The sequence below is a fragment of the Rhodophyticola sp. CCM32 genome, assembly GCF_004751985.1.
In the GTDB taxonomy this organism is placed as follows: Bacteria; Pseudomonadota; Alphaproteobacteria; order Rhodobacterales; family Rhodobacteraceae; genus Rhodophyticola.
This window is the reverse complement of the sequence record NZ_CP038492.1, coordinates 849,178-864,323: the sequence shown is the minus strand read 5'-3', so window position 1 is coordinate 864,323 and position 15,146 is coordinate 849,178. Positions and strand designations below refer to the sequence as shown.

Annotated in this window: 17 protein-coding genes; 5 read left to right on the top strand and 12 right to left on the bottom strand. The window is 61.2% G+C overall.

The features are described from left to right. Nucleotides 1-4 precede the first annotated feature (4 nt). From E2K80_RS04170 to E2K80_RS04155, 4 genes are all read right to left on the bottom strand, one after another. Nucleotides 5-484, bottom strand: a complete 480-nt coding sequence (locus E2K80_RS04170) for a 2-oxo acid dehydrogenase subunit E2 (RefSeq protein WP_238475756.1) — start codon at nt 482-484, stop codon at nt 5-7. Nucleotides 485-512: 28 nt separating this feature from the next. Next, nucleotides 513-1,013 (bottom strand): MaoC/PaaZ C-terminal domain-containing protein, encoded by a 501-nt coding sequence (locus tag E2K80_RS04165; RefSeq protein WP_135373061.1) that lies wholly within the window; start codon nt 1,011-1,013, stop codon nt 513-515. Further along, nucleotides 1,000-1,287 (bottom strand): SRPBCC family protein, encoded by a 288-nt coding sequence (locus E2K80_RS04160; RefSeq protein ID WP_135373059.1) that lies wholly within the window; start codon nt 1,285-1,287, stop codon nt 1,000-1,002. Before E2K80_RS04160 ends, E2K80_RS04165 begins: the two co-directional genes overlap by 14 nt. Nucleotides 1,288-1,383: 96 nt before the next feature. Beyond that, on the bottom strand, nt 1,384-1,779 hold the full coding sequence (locus E2K80_RS04155; protein ID WP_135373057.1) for an SDR family NAD(P)-dependent oxidoreductase: 396 nt from the start codon (nt 1,777-1,779) through the stop codon (nt 1,384-1,386). Here E2K80_RS04155 and E2K80_RS04150 point away from each other — a divergent pair. Genes E2K80_RS04150 through E2K80_RS04140 form a run of 3 tightly spaced genes read left to right on the top strand, consistent with a single transcriptional unit; the run spans nt 1,754 to nt 4,442 of the window. Further along, nucleotides 1,754-2,881, top strand: a complete 1,128-nt coding sequence (locus E2K80_RS04150) for a CaiB/BaiF CoA transferase family protein (protein WP_238475650.1) — start codon at nt 1,754-1,756, stop codon at nt 2,879-2,881. The genes E2K80_RS04155 and E2K80_RS04150 overlap by 26 nt on opposite strands. A 26-nt stretch (nt 2,882-2,907) precedes the next feature. Beyond that, the gene (locus E2K80_RS04145) at nt 2,908-3,285 is read left to right on the top strand and encodes a Zn-ribbon domain-containing OB-fold protein (RefSeq protein ID WP_135373053.1); all 378 of its coding nucleotides are present in this window, start codon (nt 2,908-2,910) and stop codon (nt 3,283-3,285) included. Beyond that, the gene (locus tag E2K80_RS04140; RefSeq protein ID WP_135373051.1) at nt 3,282-4,442 is read left to right on the top strand and encodes an acetyl-CoA acetyltransferase; all 1,161 of its coding nucleotides are present in this window, start codon (nt 3,282-3,284) and stop codon (nt 4,440-4,442) included. Before E2K80_RS04145 ends, E2K80_RS04140 begins: the two co-directional genes overlap by 4 nt. A gap of 98 nt (nt 4,443-4,540) precedes the next feature. Here the strand turns inward: E2K80_RS04140 and polA are convergent, their stop codons facing one another. From polA to E2K80_RS04125, 3 genes are all read right to left on the bottom strand, one after another. Beyond that, nucleotides 4,541-7,339 (bottom strand): DNA polymerase I, encoded by a 2,799-nt coding sequence (gene polA / locus E2K80_RS04135; RefSeq protein WP_135373049.1) that lies wholly within the window; start codon nt 7,337-7,339, stop codon nt 4,541-4,543. A 90-nt stretch (nt 7,340-7,429) separates the two neighbouring features. Beyond that, a complete protein-coding gene (locus tag E2K80_RS04130; RefSeq protein ID WP_168193094.1) occupies nt 7,430-8,089 on the bottom strand; it encodes a TIGR02117 family protein in 660 nt (219 codons plus the stop codon). Continuing rightward, on the bottom strand, nt 8,089-8,277 hold the full coding sequence (locus E2K80_RS04125; protein WP_135373045.1) for a zinc-finger domain-containing protein: 189 nt from the start codon (nt 8,275-8,277) through the stop codon (nt 8,089-8,091). Before E2K80_RS04125 ends, E2K80_RS04130 begins: the two co-directional genes overlap by 1 nt. Before the next feature lie 101 nt (nt 8,278-8,378). On the opposite strand from E2K80_RS04125, the gene E2K80_RS04120 reads away from it, so the two are divergent. Beyond that, nucleotides 8,379-9,323, top strand: coding sequence for an ABC transporter ATP-binding protein (locus E2K80_RS04120; RefSeq protein ID WP_135373043.1), 945 nt, complete (start codon nt 8,379-8,381; stop codon nt 9,321-9,323). Nucleotides 9,324-9,514: 191 nt separating this feature from the next. Here the strand turns inward: E2K80_RS04120 and E2K80_RS04115 are convergent, their stop codons facing one another. Beyond that, nucleotides 9,515-9,997 (bottom strand): DUF1203 domain-containing protein, encoded by a 483-nt coding sequence (locus E2K80_RS04115; protein WP_135373041.1) that lies wholly within the window; start codon nt 9,995-9,997, stop codon nt 9,515-9,517. Between the two features lie 82 nt (nt 9,998-10,079). Next, a complete protein-coding gene (locus E2K80_RS04110) occupies nt 10,080-11,657 on the bottom strand; it encodes a DUF5928 domain-containing protein (RefSeq protein ID WP_135373039.1) in 1,578 nt (525 codons plus the stop codon). A gap of 144 nt (nt 11,658-11,801) precedes the next feature. Here E2K80_RS04110 and E2K80_RS04105 point away from each other — a divergent pair, with 144 nt between their 5' ends. Next, nucleotides 11,802-12,620 (top strand): sulfotransferase family protein, encoded by an 819-nt coding sequence (locus tag E2K80_RS04105; protein WP_135373037.1) that lies wholly within the window; start codon nt 11,802-11,804, stop codon nt 12,618-12,620. A 412-nt stretch (nt 12,621-13,032) separates the two neighbouring features. Here the strand turns inward: E2K80_RS04105 and E2K80_RS04100 are convergent, their stop codons facing one another. Genes E2K80_RS04100 through E2K80_RS04090 form a run of 3 tightly spaced genes read right to left on the bottom strand, consistent with a single transcriptional unit; the run spans nt 13,033 to nt 14,923 of the window. Beyond that, complete coding sequence (locus E2K80_RS04100) at nt 13,033-14,025, bottom strand: adenosine kinase (protein WP_135373035.1); 993 nt, start codon at nt 14,023-14,025, stop codon at nt 13,033-13,035. After that, on the bottom strand, nt 14,022-14,666 hold the full coding sequence (gene nth / locus E2K80_RS04095; RefSeq protein ID WP_135373033.1) for an endonuclease III: 645 nt from the start codon (nt 14,664-14,666) through the stop codon (nt 14,022-14,024). Before nth ends, E2K80_RS04100 begins: the two co-directional genes overlap by 4 nt. Beyond that, nucleotides 14,573-14,923, bottom strand: coding sequence for a CDGSH iron-sulfur domain-containing protein (locus E2K80_RS04090; protein WP_238475755.1), 351 nt, complete (start codon nt 14,921-14,923; stop codon nt 14,573-14,575). The genes nth and E2K80_RS04090 overlap by 94 nt, the downstream gene beginning before the upstream one ends. Nucleotides 14,924-15,146: the final 223 nt, after the last annotated feature.

The window sequence follows — 15,146 nt, the reverse complement described above, 5'->3', positions numbered from 1 at the left end:
CGCATCAGTGCATCAGCGATAAAGGCGTTTCCAGCAGGTCGCGCAACGCCGCAAGAAACTGCGCGGCCAGGGCCCCGTCAATCGCACGATGATCGGCCGACAGGGTGGCACGGATATCTGTGGCAAACGCCACCCCGCCCTCTGCCGTCTCCACCGCGACCCGCTGCGTGCCGCCAAGCGCCAGCGTTGCTGCCTGCGGGGCGGTGACAATCGCATCGAAGGATCGCACCCCGTACATGCCCAGATTTGACAGGGTGAATGTCGCCCCGTCCAGCATACCGGCCGTCAGATCTCGCGCCCGCGCCGCCTCGGGCAACTCCCTGGCCTCGGCCGCAATCACCGTAACCCGCTTCTGCGCGACATTGCGCAGAAGCGGGGCCAGCAGGCCGTCCTCCACCGCGACCGCCATGGCGATATCCACCTGGTCAAACCGGGTGATGCCGGTGTCGGACACATGGGCATTCACCTGCGGGACCCGGACCAGCGCCAGGGCTGTGGCCCGCAGGAACAGATCATTGAGCGACAGGTTCTGCCTGTCCCCCTCTGCGATAGACCAGATCGGTCGAGGTGAAATCGAACACGATCTCGCCTTTCTGATTGGTCAGCTTATGGGCGAGGATCGCAATCCCCAGCCCCGGGCGGCTGGCCGAGGCGCGTTTCGAGAGGATTTCGGAATGGGCACATAGCTGATCACCCGCATATACCGCCTTGCGCCAGCGGACATTCTCCCACGCGACGCCGCAAACCCAGGCGATATCGCCGTTTTCCTCATGATCCAGCAGGCGCCACAGGGAAGCCGTATACAACCCGCTGGCAATGACCGCACCAAACAACGAGTCGCGCGCGGCCTGTTCATTGGCGTGAAACCATTGCGGATCATAGTGCCGGGAATAGGCCAGCATCTCCTCCAGCTTCACGCACAAAACGCGGGACCGGGTGGCCTCCCCGATCTCCAGATCCTCCCAATGGCGCGGCGGGCGGGCGTTCTGCACCGCGCTGTCAGTCGCCGACATAATCGCCCAGCACTTTGTGGAAATGCCGTATCCGAAGCTCCTGATCGCCGATCCAGAGGCCCGGCAACCCGTCGGAATGCATCCCGGCCTGCACGCCCGGCAGATTATAGGCATCCTGATCGACCACCAGCCCAAGCGAGATTTCACCGTGTTTGTAAGACGCATGTCCGGGCGGCTCGGGGCGGTCCTCCCCCTCTTTCAGAAGCTTGAACAGATACATGTCAAAGAACATCTTATCCGGGTTTGTCGGATGCGGCCTTTGCCGGAACAGCATCAGATCATCCGCATGGGTGTTCAGCGTCAGATTTACGATGGATAGTCATACCCAGCTCCCTTTTGCCGCGCGGATCGCGGCCGTTTTGCATGTCATTCAGAACGGAACACGTTTTGAAAACCCCCCGTCGACCAGCAGATTGGCCCCCTGGCACCAGCTTGCCGCCGGGCTGACCAGAAACACAGCCGCCTTTGCAATCTCGGCAGGCGTGGCCATGCGTTTTGCGGGATGTCCGCGTCTGGCCGTCTCATAGATGCGGCTGCGCGCGATGCGCACCATTTCCCAGTTGCTGCCCTCATACATGGTGGGTCCGGGCGACAGGCAATTGACCCGGATGCCCCTGGGCGCCAGCTGTTGCGCCAATTGCTGTGACCAGGTGGTCAGCGCCGCCTTGATCCCGTTATAGGCCATCGGGCCGACAAAACTTTCCGCCGAGGCCATCGACCCGATCACCAGGATCGAGGGCGTGCGTGCCTGTTCCAGAAACGGCATCGCCTCTTCCACGCTGCGCAGCCTTGGGCCCCCATGGGTTGGCAACACCGATGGGAAACCCGAACAATCCACTTATTTTCAGACCGTTAACCGGGGAAAGAAATCCCTGACACTTGATTTTTCAACCCCGGAAGGGGCCGGTATCCTGCGCCGGTTTGTGTCTGAAAGCGATGTCTTCATCGAAAATTTCCGCACCGGCACACTGGCCCGGTATGGTCTGGGCTATGATGATCTGATCAGGATCAACCCGCGGCTGATCTATTGTTCGATCACCGGATTCGGGCAGATCGGGCCCTATGCCAACCGCTCGGGCTATGATTATCTGGTTCAGGCCATGGGCGGGCAGATGGCCGTCACCGGCCTGCCCGAAGGGATGACCGGCGCGGGCCCGATGCGGGTGGGCGTGCCGATTGCGGATATCGCGGCGGGCAATAATGCGGTGATCGCGATCCTTGCGGCCCTGCATCATCGCGGCAAGACCGGACGCGGGCAACATCTTGATATCGCGCTGTTTGATTCTCAGGTCGCCCTGCTTCTGAACTCTCTGAGCGCCTGGCTGAATGCCCGCGCGCCCCTGCCCCGCACCGGCAATGACCACCCGACCGCCGTTCCCAATGGCGTGTTCGAAGCCCGGGACGGGGCGATCCTGATCGCCACCTTCAATGACCGGGAATTTGCGCGGCTGGCCAGGGTTCTGGATCATGAGGACTGGGCCTGCGACCCGCTTTTCGCCCGGTCCCGCAACCGGCTGACCAACCGCAAGGCCCTGGGGGAACAGATGACGGCCATCCTGCGCAGCAGGGGCAAGGCCCATTGGATGGCCAGGCTGAATGCCGCGAAAGTGTCCTGCGGGCCGATCAATGACATGGCCGATATCGAAGCCGACCCACAACTGGCCCATCGGAATATGTTTGCCACCCTGACCCATCCTGAAATGGGCGATGTGCGCGTTGTCGGCAGCCCGTTGAAATTCTCGGAAACCCCGGTCATCCTTGAACGCAGCCCGCCGCTTGCGGGGGAGCATACAGAAGATCTGTTGCGCGACCGGCTTGGGCTGACCCCCGGTGACATGGCCCGGCTGCGCGCTGCCGGGATCATCTGACACCAGATCGCAGACAGGGGCAGGATATGGATGCGGAAGGACCGGAGCGGCGCTTTCTTGAGTTTCTGCGCAAGGGCCAGATGATGTTGCAGCGCGATCCGCAGACCGGGCGGGCCGTCTTCCCGCCCCGGTTGCGGGGGCCGTGCCATGGGCAGGGTCTGGAAGACTGGGCGCCGATCTCGGGCCGGGGAAGGATATATGCCTTCACCATCGAACACCCCCGCGCGCCTGCCCCGCCGCGCGCTTTGATTCTGGTCGATCTGGACGAGGGCGGGCGCCTGGTATCGCATATGCCCGACACATCGCCGGACGCTGTGCGGATCGGTGCGCCTGTGCAGGCCCGGATTGTGACGCCTGAAGACGGTGACCCGCATCTGGTTTTCGATCTGGAGCCAGCGCCATGAGCCGGACAGACGGGTTTCCGCGCGGTCGCAGCGCCATTGTCGGGGCGGCCACTTTCGGCATCGGCGAATGCCATGGTTTCACATCGCTGGAAATGGCCGCGCAGGCCGGGCTGCTGGCGCTGGAGGATGCGGGCCTGCCGCTCGACGCGGTCGATGCGCTTCATACCTGCCTGCCCGATGATTTTCTGTCGGGGCTGGCGCTGGCGGAATATTACGGCATTGCGCCCCGGATCACCGACAATAACCGCATTGGCGGGTCCAGTTTCATGGCCCATGCGATCAGCGCGGCGATGGCACTGGATGCGGGGCTGTGTGACGTGGCGCTGATCACCTATGGCTCCAATCAGCGCACCGCCGCGGGCGGGCTGATCTCGGCCCTCAAAAGCTCCGCGGTGGAGGCGCCGCACAACCCGATGCTGCCTGTCGCGGGCTATGCCATGGCCGCCATGCGCCACATGCATGATTATGGCACCACCCGTGACGATCTGGCCGCCGTCGCCCTTGCCGCCAGCGCATGGGCGCAGAAGAACCCCGAGGCGTTCCGCCGCACACCGCTGAGCGCCGAGGCGTATTTTGACGCGCGGATGATCGCCACCCCGCTTGGTGTCAGGGATTGCTGCCTTGTGACCGATGGAGCAGCCGCCGTGGTGATGACCCGGATGGACCGGGCAAAGGATCTGGCCCATGCGCCGGTCGCGCTGCTTGGCGGGGCGGCAGAGGTCACCCATAAGGAAATTGCCGCGATGCCCGACCTGACCACCACCGGTGCGGTCCGGTCAGGCGCACGGGCCTATGCCCAGGCCGGTGTCACACAGGGCGATATCGACATTGTGGAACTTTACGACGCCTTCACCATCAACACGATCCTGTTCCTTGAGGATCTGGGGTTCTGTGCCAAGGGCGAAGGCGGCGCTTTCGTGTCTTCGGGGGCCATCGCCCCCGGTGGCAGCCTGCCGGTCAACACCAATGGCGGCGGGCTGTCTTGCGTCCATCCCGGGATGTATGGCCTGTTCACGATGGTCGAGGCCACCCACCAGTTGCGGGGCGAGGCCGGGGCCAGACAGGTCAACAACCCCGAACTTGCCCTGTGTCACGGCAATGGCGGCGTGTTGTCCAGCCAGGCCACGCTGATTCTGGGGGCGCAAGGGACGGTCTGAAACCCCGGTCATTCGAAGCCGCCAAGAGGGTGGAAAACTCCAGTTTTCCACCCGGAATTCTGCAGAATTCCGGCGTGTTGCCCTGTTGCAGCCTTACCTCAATGCGCCTCGGCCCAATGTGCGCCCTGGCCTGCATCCACCGTCAGCGGCACCGACAGGTCCACCGCCGGATGTGCGGCCCCTTCCATCACCTCGCGGGCCCGGGTGATCAGACTGTCCACCGCATCCTCTTCAACCTCGAACAGCAATTCATCATGGACCTGAAGCAGCATCTTCGCAGGCAGCCCGTCAATCGCCGCCTCCATGCGGATCATCGCCCGGCGGATCACATCCGCCGCCGTGCCCTGGATCGGCGCGTTGATCGCCGCGCGATAGGCGAAACTGGCTTTGGGGCCCTTGGCATTGATCTCGGGCGTATGGATTTTCCGCCCGAACAGTGTCTGCACATAACCGTTTGATTTCGCGAATTCTTTTGTCGCATCCATATAGGCGCGAATGCCCGGGAAACGTTCGAAATACCGGTCGATGAAGCCCTGCGCCTCGGCCCGGGGGATGCGCAGATTGCGCGCCAGACCAAAGCCGGAAATCCCGTAGATCACCCCGAAATTGATCGCCTTGGCCTGACGGCGCACATCCGGTGTCATCTGGTCCAGCGGCACATTGAACATCTCGGACGCAGTGATCGCATGGATATCCTGCCCCTCTTTGAACGCCTGTTTCAGCGCATCAATACCCGCGATATGGGCCAGTATCCGCAGCTCGATCTGGGAATAATCCAGCGAGACCAGAACCTTGCCCGGTTCCGCAATAAACGCCTCGCGAATCCGCCGCCCCTCTTCGGTGCGCACCGGAATGTTCTGCAAATTCGGGTCGGTCGAGGCCAGTCGCCCGGTATTCGCCCCGGCAATGGAATAGCTTGTATGCACCCGGCCCGTATCAGGGTTGATATGGTCCTGAAGCGCGTCCGTATAGGTCGATTTCAGCTTGCTGAGCTGACGCCAGTCCAGCACGCGGGCGGGCAGGTCATGGCCCTGCGCGGCCAGGTCTTCCAGCACATCGGCGCCGGTGGCATAGGCCCCGGTCTTGCCTTTCTTGCCGCCTTCCAGCCCCATCCGGTCAAACAGGATTTCGCCCAACTGCTTGGGGCTGCCCACATTGAACGGTGTGTCCGCCAGCGCGTGAATATCCGCCTCAAGCCCGGCCATTTTCTGGGCAAAGGCATTGGACATCCGGCTCAGCGTATCGCGGTCCACCTTAATGCCCGCCATCTCCATCCGGGCCAGAACCGGCACCAGCGGGCGTTCGAGGGTTTCATAGACCGTGGTCACCTGCGCCCGGTGCAGCCCCGGCTTGAACCGCTGCCAGAGGCGAAAGGTGATATCCGCATCCTCCGCCGCGTAAGGTGCCGCATCGGCAATGCTGGTCTGGGCGAATGTGATCTGGGATTTTCCGCTTCCCAGCAAGGATTTGATCGGGATCGGCTGGTGGCCGAGATAGCGGTCAGACAGGGTATCCATACCGTGATTATGCAGGCCCGCATGCATCGCATAGGACATCAGCATCGTGTCGTCGATCGGCGCGATCATGATGCCGTAGCGGGCCAGTATCTTCGCGTCATATTTCATGTTCTGACCGATCTTCAGAACGCTTGCATCCTCCAGCATCGGTTTCAGCGCGGCCAGGACATCTTCCAGAGCCAGCTGGCCCTCGGAAAGCTTGGCCCCGCCGAACAGGTCATCGCCGCCTTCCATATGGCCCACGGGGATATAACACCCCTCGCCCGCCGCAGTGGACAGGCAGATACCGACCAGATCGGCGGTCATCTCGTTCAGACCCGTGGTTTCCGTATCCACCGCCACGGCGCCGAAGGCATGGGCCTTGGCAATCCACTGCGCAAGGGCATCCATATCGCGCACGGTCTCATAGGCGGAAATGTCGAAGCCAACCGCCTCCGGCGCGCCCTCCGCAGGCGGGGCCGTATCCGCGATCTCGGGCGCCTCCACCCCCAATTGTTCGGCCACCCGGCGGGTCAGGGTGCGAAACTCCATCTCCGCCAGAAACGCCATCAGGGTGTCAGGTTCCGGGTCTTTCACTTCCAGATCCGTCAGCGCCACCTCGATCGGGGTCTGATCATCCAGTGTCACCAGCCGTTTCGACAGGCGAATCTGATCCGCGAAATTGATCAACGTCTCGCGGCGCTTGGGCTGTTTGATCTCATCCGCGCGCTCCAGCAGCGCGTCCAGATCGCCATATTCATTGATCAGCAGCGCCGCGGTCTTGATCCCGATCCCCGGCGCGCCCGGCACATTGTCGACGCTGTCGCCAGCCAGGGCCTGCACGTCGATCACCCGGTTCGGACCGACGCCGAATTTGGCCTCGACGCCTTCCACGTCGATCCGGGTATTCTTCATCGCATCCAGCATTTCGACGCCGCCGCCGACCAGTTGCATCATGTCCTTGTCCGACGAGATGATCGTGCAGCGCCCGCCGGCCTCGCGCGCCTGCCGGGCCAGGGTGGCGATGATGTCATCGGCCTCGAACCCCTGCATCTCAAGACAGGCCAGATTGAAGGCCCGGGTCGCCTCCCGGGTCAGGGGGATTTGCGGGCGCAGGTCTTCGGGCATTGCCTCCCGGTTGGCCTTGTACTGGTCGTAAATCTCGTTGCGGAACGTGTGGGAGCCCTTGTCGAACACCACCGCCGCATGGGTCGGCGCATCGGGGCCGGTATTCCCCTCGATCATCTTGTGGATCATGTTGCAGAACCCCGCGACCGCGCCGATCGGCAGCCCGTCGGATTTGCGCGTCAGCGGCGGCAGGGCATGATAGGCGCGGAAGATGAAGGCCGAGCCATCCACCAGATGCAGGTGATGCCCTTTGCCGAATGTCGCGTCTGCCATTTCCATCTCCCAAACCGGTCGCATCTGTTCTACGCAAGGATGGGCCGGGGTGCATCCCTGTTTTTGTCCGGCAGCTTTGTGCGGAATGCTTTAGCCGTACCACCAAAGCGACAGACGGACGGAATAGGGCGTGGGTGTCCAGATACCGGCGGGCATACCTGCAGCACGTAACATATCGGTGATCCAGGTGTTGCAGGTACGAAAGATGTGGAACCGGCCCTCAGCCTCCAGAAAACCGTCTGTCTCGGTGAAACCGGCATCAAGGATCGGTATGCCGGTGGTGCTGTCCGTGATCGCAGACAGCAAAGCACTGTATTGGGCCTGGCTCAGCTGCAGCCGGTCATATTCCAGCCCCGAAGGCAGGGCTCCCAGAACCTCCACCCGCAGCACAGACCTGTCACCGGTCACAGCCCGCATAACGGCACCGCCGGTGATATCGGCATATGTGCCTGCGGTGGTATAAAATTTCCGAGCGCCCCACCCGACCAGAAAACTCTCCACAAGCGGGTTCTGAACCGGGACGCCCACTGCCTCGGCAGAGGCTAGGGACCTGCGTGTCTCGGCTGTTGCGGGTAAAATGAAATCATAGTGGATCGGGCCGGAAATCAAGCCGATCTCGACCTGCGCACGGCCCGTGGCCGGGATGTCAACCACCTGTCCCGGCACCAAACCGCCAACAGCCGCCGCAACAAGATAGGCACCCAGAACACCGCAAAGCGCCACAAGACCCTGCCGCAGCCCCCGCCACATCAGGTTTGATCGGCGCGATCCGCGAACTCTTCGTGGATGTATTTCTTGTCGCAATAGCCGCATTCGACCCAGCCCCGCTCTGGCGAGATCTGCAGCCAGACCCGGGGGTGACCCAACGCGCCTTCGCCGCCATCACAGGCCACGCGCCAGGTTTTGACCACTTCGGTTTCCGGGGCGTCTTGCATCATATCCACGATCCTTGCGCTTGCCGGGCCTGGCGCCACAGCCTAAGTCACACCCATATTGCAGGTTGCCCCGGATCGGGCAAGCCCGGGGGAGGATGTAAACCATGTCAGGCAACGCGATAGAGGTGACGGGTCTGCGCAAAACCTATGCCGCCTCGGGCCGCACCGGGCCGAAACTGGCGTTGAACGGCATTGATCTGGCGATCCCCCAGGGCGCGATTTTCGGGCTGCTCGGGCCAAACGGCGCCGGCAAATCGACAATGATCAATATTCTGGCCGGGCTGGTGACCAAAACCGCGGGCAAGGTGATGATCTGGGGCTTCGATCAGGATGTGAACCCGCGCCAGTCCCGCGCCGCCATCGGGGTCATGCCGCAGGAACTGAACCTTGACCCGTTCTTTACCCCGCGCGGCGCGCTGGAGGTACAGGCCGGGCTTTACGGCGTCCCGAAGGCACAACGCAATACGGATGAAATCCTCAACCTGATCGGGCTGGAGGACAAGGCCGACGCCTATGCGCGGTCGCTGTCCGGCGGCATGCGGCGGCGGCTGCTTCTGGGCAAGGCGCTGGTCCATCATCCGCAGATCCTGGTGCTGGATGAACCCACCGCAGGTGTGGATATCGAATTGCGGCAGATGCTGTGGGCCAATATCCGCAGGCTGAACCGGCAGGGCATGACCATCATCCTGACCACCCATTATCTGGAAGAAGCCCAGGACATGTGCGACGAGATCGCGATCCTCAACCATGGGCAGGTGATCATCCGCGACCGCACGGTCAACCTGCTGGCGCGGATCGATGCCAAAACACTGGTGATCATACCCGATGGCCCCGCAAAACCGGTCAATCCGCCCCCGGGCGTCACCTGCCGGACACGCGGCGATGGCGCATTGGTCTTCCGCTATCGCCGCTCGGACATCTCGGCGGATGCGATCCTGCAAGCGGTGCGCGCGGCGGGCATCACCATACGCGATGTGGCCACCGAAGAACCGGATCTGGAGGATGTGTTTGTCGAACTGACCTCCTCCAGACCCGTCCCGGCGGCCTGAGGCGTTTTGTGTAGAGCATCGTCCATGTAATCTGCAACGCGCATACGTTTTGTGGAGGGCATCGTCTGAGCCGAGGGGTGGGCGAGAAGCGCCCGCCCCAGTGGGGCGGTACGGGCGCTGCCCGGCGGTGCCGCCGGGCGGAAGGATGATGTGGGGTGGTTCAGAATTTCAGTCCGAAGCTGTAAAACGCCCTAACCGCCCCCATCTGCCCGCCGGACCCGGGCCAGAAAGCAATTGTTCCGGGCAGACCGGATATCGACGAAATCCACCCCCGCATCGGCCAGCAGATGCGCAGACCGACGGGCAATCTCCGCCCTGGGTGTGATTGCGCCAGTGCCATAGATGATCCGCTCATCCGCATCATAGGCTTTCACCAGATAATCGGGGGACGCGGTGAATATCTCCGGCAATCTGTCATCCCCGCCACCGCGCTTGCATGCCCCGGCACACAAAAAGACCGGGCCGCTTTCCGCATAGGGGTGCAATGCCCTGAATGGGCGCAGGTTCAACACCAGGGCGTCGGCCCCTTCCGGCACCTCGCACAGGCAATGACGGCATGGCATGCCCGCCCCGGTCGAGATTTTGCGTTCCGCCACCTGGCCATTGGCATCGGGCGCGCCGTTGCGCAGGGCCGTCACCAGATCGGTCGGCAGGGCATGGAATTGAATGGTCATCGGCTTTCTCCGGCTCAGATAGTGTCTGAAACCAGAATGGGCATGCCACAGATCGCGGGGCGACCCGGAACCTGCGGAAATATCAGCCGTCGAACAGATGCGGGGTTTCGGCCAACTGCCGGGCAATTTCGGGGCTGGTGCTGAAAAAGCCCTGCAACACATCGGCCTGTTCATCGCGGCCATGCCCCTCGCGCAGGCGGAAATGATTGGGAAACTCCGCCTCGCGGATGCTGACGGATTGATACTCGAACTCATAGCGCAGCGTCGGCAGCAGCCGCTCCATGATCTCGGGCGGCGTATCCCGGGTCGCCAGCCCCACCCGTTCCGCATGGCCAACCAGATACTGGTCATCGAAGGCGCATTGAATTTCCAACAATTTCGTATTCGTGCGATCCGAGACGAAATCCTTCACCAGGTCTATATTGTTGGGGTCAAGGCAGATTATCATCCGGTCGGTGTTATGATAATCGAACAACATGCGCATCAGCGCCCGGCAGTGGCGGTTGCGTTTTCCCAATGTGCGTTCCAGCCCGCCCAGATGCGGAATGATGCAGGAAGCCTCATCAAACAGATACTCGATACCTTGCAGACCGGTGGCCTTTTCGGCGGCATGCAGCAGGCGTTTGGCCACATGCCATTTCTTGCAGATAATCATCAACAATTCCCGGTCCTGGCCCAGGGTTGATTCCCGTTCCCAGAAGCGCGGCGCAAACCGCCGCCCGATCCGCCCGCGCCCGGTGAGGAAATTGTGCAGTTTCTGCCCATCGCCCGCGAGCGCGAAATCGGTCCTGTCCGAGGCCCAGAGCGCGCCCAACCGTTCTTTCAGGAACACCGCCTCGGGGCTGATCTTGCGTGCAAACAGGTAATCCTGACTCAGCAGCAGGTCGAAATGATCGTTGTAGAATGTCACCGGCATCCCGTAATCCGAGAACATCTTGAAGGTAAGCGACCGGCTTTCAATCTCCACATCGGCGACCAGATGGCGCACCAATGTCTGAAAAAACGTCTCATCGGGGATCCAGGTGGTTCGGAAAAACCGCAGGATATCGGGCCGTTGCCGGCAGAACTCCAGCACCGCCTCGATGGTCCGGCGGCGCAGACACCACCATTGGCTGCCAATCATGACCTGCAGATCATCGGGAATTTTACGGTCCAGCCGCAGGCGTTTCTGGGCATTCAGCAGGGCGTAAAACAGCCATTTGTGTTTTCGCTCATTGACCAGATGGCGATAGACCAGCCGTTCCCCCTTGAATCCGATCTTGATCCAGTCGGACTGGAAGAAATCGAAGCTTTCGATGTAATCCTTGTCGGCACTGTCCAGCACATCGCGCGCATAGGCGCCGGATTTCACCGACATGCAATCCCCTGACAGCATGTAGAAATGCGTGGCCCTGGGAAAGGCGGCCTCGGCCGCCTCCAGCGCGTGCAGGCTGGCCTGAACCAGCGACCATTCCCCCCAACCGCATTTGATGCGTTTGCGGGCAAAGACCACGCCGGGATTGTCCGCAAGCGCGGTGGTGATGGCCTGATAATCCGCAGGTCTGGCGCGCGCGTCGAAATGGATCGACACATAATCGCCGGTGGCGGTCAGACGCTCCGCCTGCTGGATGACGGCGGGCGCATCCTTGTGACACAGCAGAATAAAGGCGATTTTTGCCATTTTCGAAACAGATGCCCCAATCTTTGCCGCGTCACTGATGCCACTATTAGCGGATTGCGGTTGAAGAAACCCTAGTTCTTTGCTTTTTCAGGATCAATCTGCACGTTATAACGCGTCAGACGTCACGTAGGAGGTGTCGCCAAGATGGGCTTTCCCGGAACCTGGATGACCGAAAGCGAAAGCATGGTCTATCGCGTTGTACCGAAATGTGCCTGCTCGACCATCGGTCAGATCATGTATTATTCCGATCAGGGTGAATTCTTTGACGGTGACATCCATGATGCCACGGGCGGGCTTCACAAATGGGCGCTGGAACCGTCGCAGCCCCTGATCGAAAGCAATGTGACGGCGCATAAATCCTATGCCTTCACCTGTGTCCGCAACCCCTATACCCGCATCCTGTCAAGCTTCTTTGACAAGATCTGCGGCATCCAGCGCAACGGCAACCGTTATCGCGGCAATCTGGTGCCACTGCTGATCCAGAAATACGGGATCGAGGTGGGTGATGATGACGGCAAGGAGGAATTCGACCAGATCGCCAGCTTTCGCCGGTTCCTGCTGTTTGCCCGCGACACCATCCGCTGGCGCCGCCCGATGGACCCCGATATTCACTGGTCGGCAATGTCGGGCCATGTCTCCACCTTCATCGCCAATGGCGGGCGGTATGACAACATTTTCTGGACGGAAACGTTCAATGACGGGATGCAGAGCGTGCTGGATGCGGTGCCCATGGCCCATGAGATCAAGCTGGGTGATGTGCCGCGCTTCAACGAATCCGAAGGACATGGCCCGAAACGGGCCCATCCGGTCGAGGATTACTTTGACGATCTGTCAAAACATCTGGTCTATGAAATCTACAAACGCGATTTCCAGCTGTTCAAATATGATTTCGAGGATCCGTCCAACAAGATGCCGATCAGTGAGATCGACCTGGACGAGGTGCATGCGAAGCTGGGCGGGTGACCTGAAATCATCTTGAGTCCGTTCAGATTCCATAAAGCAGAAATCGTTTCATCTGAATCAAAATCCGCTGTCTCTAAAGCACCCTGCCTGAAACTTGAATCACAAATGCCCTGCCACGCTTCGCGTTCCCGGGACATTTGTGATGCGCGATGTCTCAGGTTTAAGGCAGCATGCTGTAGATCAGCAAGTTTCTGATATAGAACGTGAATTTTGATGCGCGATGGTGCAGAATAAACGATTTCGCTATAACTTTTCTGATCATCCGCCTCCCGCCCGGCGGCACCGCCGGGCAGCGCCCGAACCGCCCCCACGGGGCGGGCGCTTCGCTTCCCACCCCTCGGTTCGGGCGCCGCCCTTAACTCTGCCCAGCCAGGTTGTGACATGTCAGATCAGCGCACTATGGCGGTTCGGCTTAAATCAGCCCCTGCTCCGCAAACAGCACTTTCAACGGCCGTTGCGGGCGCGGGCCGATATGGCGGATCACCTCAGCCGCGGCAGAGACCCCCATCCGCCCCGCCATCTCAAGCTCCTGCCCTGTGGCCAGACCATAGAGGAACCCGGCGGCAAACTGATCGCCTGCGCCGGTGGCATCAACCGGGGTGATTTCCTCGACCGGGACCGACACCTGCTGATCATCGCGGCGCAGCAGCACCGGATTGCCCGAGCGGGTGCAGACCAGCACCGGACACACCATCGCCGCCTCACCCAGTGCCACCTCCAGATCATCGGTCTCGTAAAGTGACAGCCATTCGGCCTCGTTGCCGATGACAAAATCCATCTCATCCTCGATCAGCTTGCGGAAACTGTCCCGGTGGCGATCCACGCAGAACGGGTCAGACAATGTGATCCCCGCCTGCCCACCTGCCGCGCGGCAGGCCGCCGCCGCCGCCAGAAAGGCGGATTTGCCCTTGTCCTTGTCGAACAGATAGCCTTCGAGAAACAGCAGCCGCGCGGCCCCCATGACGGACGGGTCCACATCCTCTTCGCTCAGCTCCGAGGATACCCCCAGATAGGTGTTCATCGACCGTTCCCCGTCAGGCGATACAAAGATCATCGACCGCGAGGTGGGCAGATGGTCGCCGCTGACCGGCGGGTTCGGGAAATCCGTGCCCTCACCCATCATCCGGTCCGCATAGAACAGACCCAGAGCATCCTCCTTGACCCGCCCCACAAAGGCCGTGCGCAGCCCCAGCGTGCCCAGACCGGCCAGCGTGTTGGCCACCGAACCGCCCGGCGTCTGCACCCGGTCGGACATGGCGGCATACAACACCTCGGCGCGTTCCCGTTCCACCAGTTGCATGATGCCTTTGGTGATCCCCATATTGTCCAGAAAACTGTCATCCCCGTGGGAAATCACATCGACAACCGCATTGCCGATGCCGACGACATCATAGGTCTTGCTCATAGGGTCTTATCCTCGAATTGGCATAGATCGCGGATGATACATACCCCGCATTTGGGTTTGCGCGCGACACAGATATAGCGCCCGTGCAGGATCATCCAGTGATGGGCATGGTGCTGGAATTCCACCGGAATATTGTCTTCAATGGCGCGTTCAACCGCATCCACATCCTTGCCCGGCGCAATGCCCGAGCGGTTGCCAAGCCGGAAGATATGGGTGTCGACCGCCTGCGACGGGTACCCCCACCACATGTTCAGCACAACATTGGCGGTCTTGCGCCCCACCCCCGGCAAGGATTGCAGCGCCGCACGGCTTGACGGCACCTCACCGCCATACTCCTCGACCAGAATACGGCTCAGCCTGATGACGTTCTTGGCCTTGTTGCGGTAAAGCCCGATGGTCCTGATATGCCCGATCACCGCATCCTCCCCCAGATCAAGCATCTTCTGCGGCGTATCAGCAAGTTTGAACAATTCGGCAGTGGCCTTGTTCACACCTGCATCCGTGGCCTGCGCGCTCAACGCGACCGCCACAACCAGCGTATAGGCGTTTACATGGTGAAGCTCGCCTTTCGGCTCCGCCTCGGCAGCGCGGAACCGGGTGAAAATCTCGTGAAGCGTATGATAATCGAGCTGTCTGGCCATGTCGGGCCACCATATGGCGCGACAGCCGGGGCTGGGCAAGCCCCCAACTGCCACCTGCGGGCCGGTGGGAGATGCCAGACGGTTTTGATCGTCATGTCAGCGACGGGCCTATAGTGTTTCGACTTTATATTGAGACAGTGTAACGGCTTTCGCGTTTGAGCCGAAGGCAACCCCGCCGCTTTGTGACTGTCATCGCAATAGGGCATGTTGGCGGAGGCGCCGCAGCGGCAGAGGAAACGTTCCTTCGCACTGTCCATCTGTCGGCCTGATCCGCCAGTATCCAGCCGGTTTTGGTGCCCGGTTTGAACACCCCCGGCAGGCAGCATATAGCGTGCGGTCATGGATACAGGCCCTGGCCTCAAAGGTTAGTCAGGTCATCTGTTTCGACAGGTCGCATCCGGCTCTCCGGCTGAATGGCTCTGACATCCAGCAACCCACAGGCAAAACCCATCCGGCAACCGGCTTGCGGGAGTATTATGC

What these genes read in the sequence shown, in the direction of transcription:
- E2K80_RS04165 (WP_135373061.1), bottom strand. Translation starts at nt 1,013, where the DNA reads ATGTCGGCGACTGACAGCGCGGTGCAGAACGCCCGCCCGCCGCGCCAT.
- E2K80_RS04160 (WP_135373059.1), bottom strand. Translation starts at nt 1,287, where the DNA reads ATGCTGTTCCGGCAAAGGCCGCATCCGACAAACCCGGATAAGATGTTC.
- E2K80_RS04155 (WP_135373057.1), bottom strand. Translation starts at nt 1,779, where the DNA reads ATGCCGTTTCTGGAACAGGCACGCACGCCCTCGATCCTGGTGATCGGG.
- E2K80_RS04145 (WP_135373053.1), top strand. Translation starts at nt 2,908, where the DNA reads ATGGATGCGGAAGGACCGGAGCGGCGCTTTCTTGAGTTTCTGCGCAAG.
- E2K80_RS04140 (WP_135373051.1), top strand. Translation starts at nt 3,282, where the DNA reads ATGAGCCGGACAGACGGGTTTCCGCGCGGTCGCAGCGCCATTGTCGGG.
- polA (WP_135373049.1), bottom strand. Translation starts at nt 7,339, where the DNA reads ATGGCAGACGCGACATTCGGCAAAGGGCATCACCTGCATCTGGTGGAT.
- E2K80_RS04130 (WP_168193094.1), bottom strand. Translation starts at nt 8,089, where the DNA reads ATGTGGCGGGGGCTGCGGCAGGGTCTTGTGGCGCTTTGCGGTGTTCTG.
- E2K80_RS04125 (WP_135373045.1), bottom strand. Translation starts at nt 8,277, where the DNA reads ATGATGCAAGACGCCCCGGAAACCGAAGTGGTCAAAACCTGGCGCGTG.
- E2K80_RS04120 (WP_135373043.1), top strand. Translation starts at nt 8,379, where the DNA reads ATGTCAGGCAACGCGATAGAGGTGACGGGTCTGCGCAAAACCTATGCC.
- E2K80_RS04115 (WP_135373041.1), bottom strand. Translation starts at nt 9,997, where the DNA reads ATGACCATTCAATTCCATGCCCTGCCGACCGATCTGGTGACGGCCCTG.
- E2K80_RS04110 (WP_135373039.1), bottom strand. Translation starts at nt 11,657, where the DNA reads ATGGCAAAAATCGCCTTTATTCTGCTGTGTCACAAGGATGCGCCCGCC.
- E2K80_RS04105 (WP_135373037.1), top strand. Translation starts at nt 11,802, where the DNA reads ATGGGCTTTCCCGGAACCTGGATGACCGAAAGCGAAAGCATGGTCTAT.
- E2K80_RS04100 (WP_135373035.1), bottom strand. Translation starts at nt 14,025, where the DNA reads ATGAGCAAGACCTATGATGTCGTCGGCATCGGCAATGCGGTTGTCGAT.
- nth (WP_135373033.1), bottom strand. Translation starts at nt 14,666, where the DNA reads ATGGCCAGACAGCTCGATTATCATACGCTTCACGAGATTTTCACCCGG.
- E2K80_RS04090 (WP_238475755.1), bottom strand. Translation starts at nt 14,923, where the DNA reads ATGGACAGTGCGAAGGAACGTTTCCTCTGCCGCTGCGGCGCCTCCGCC.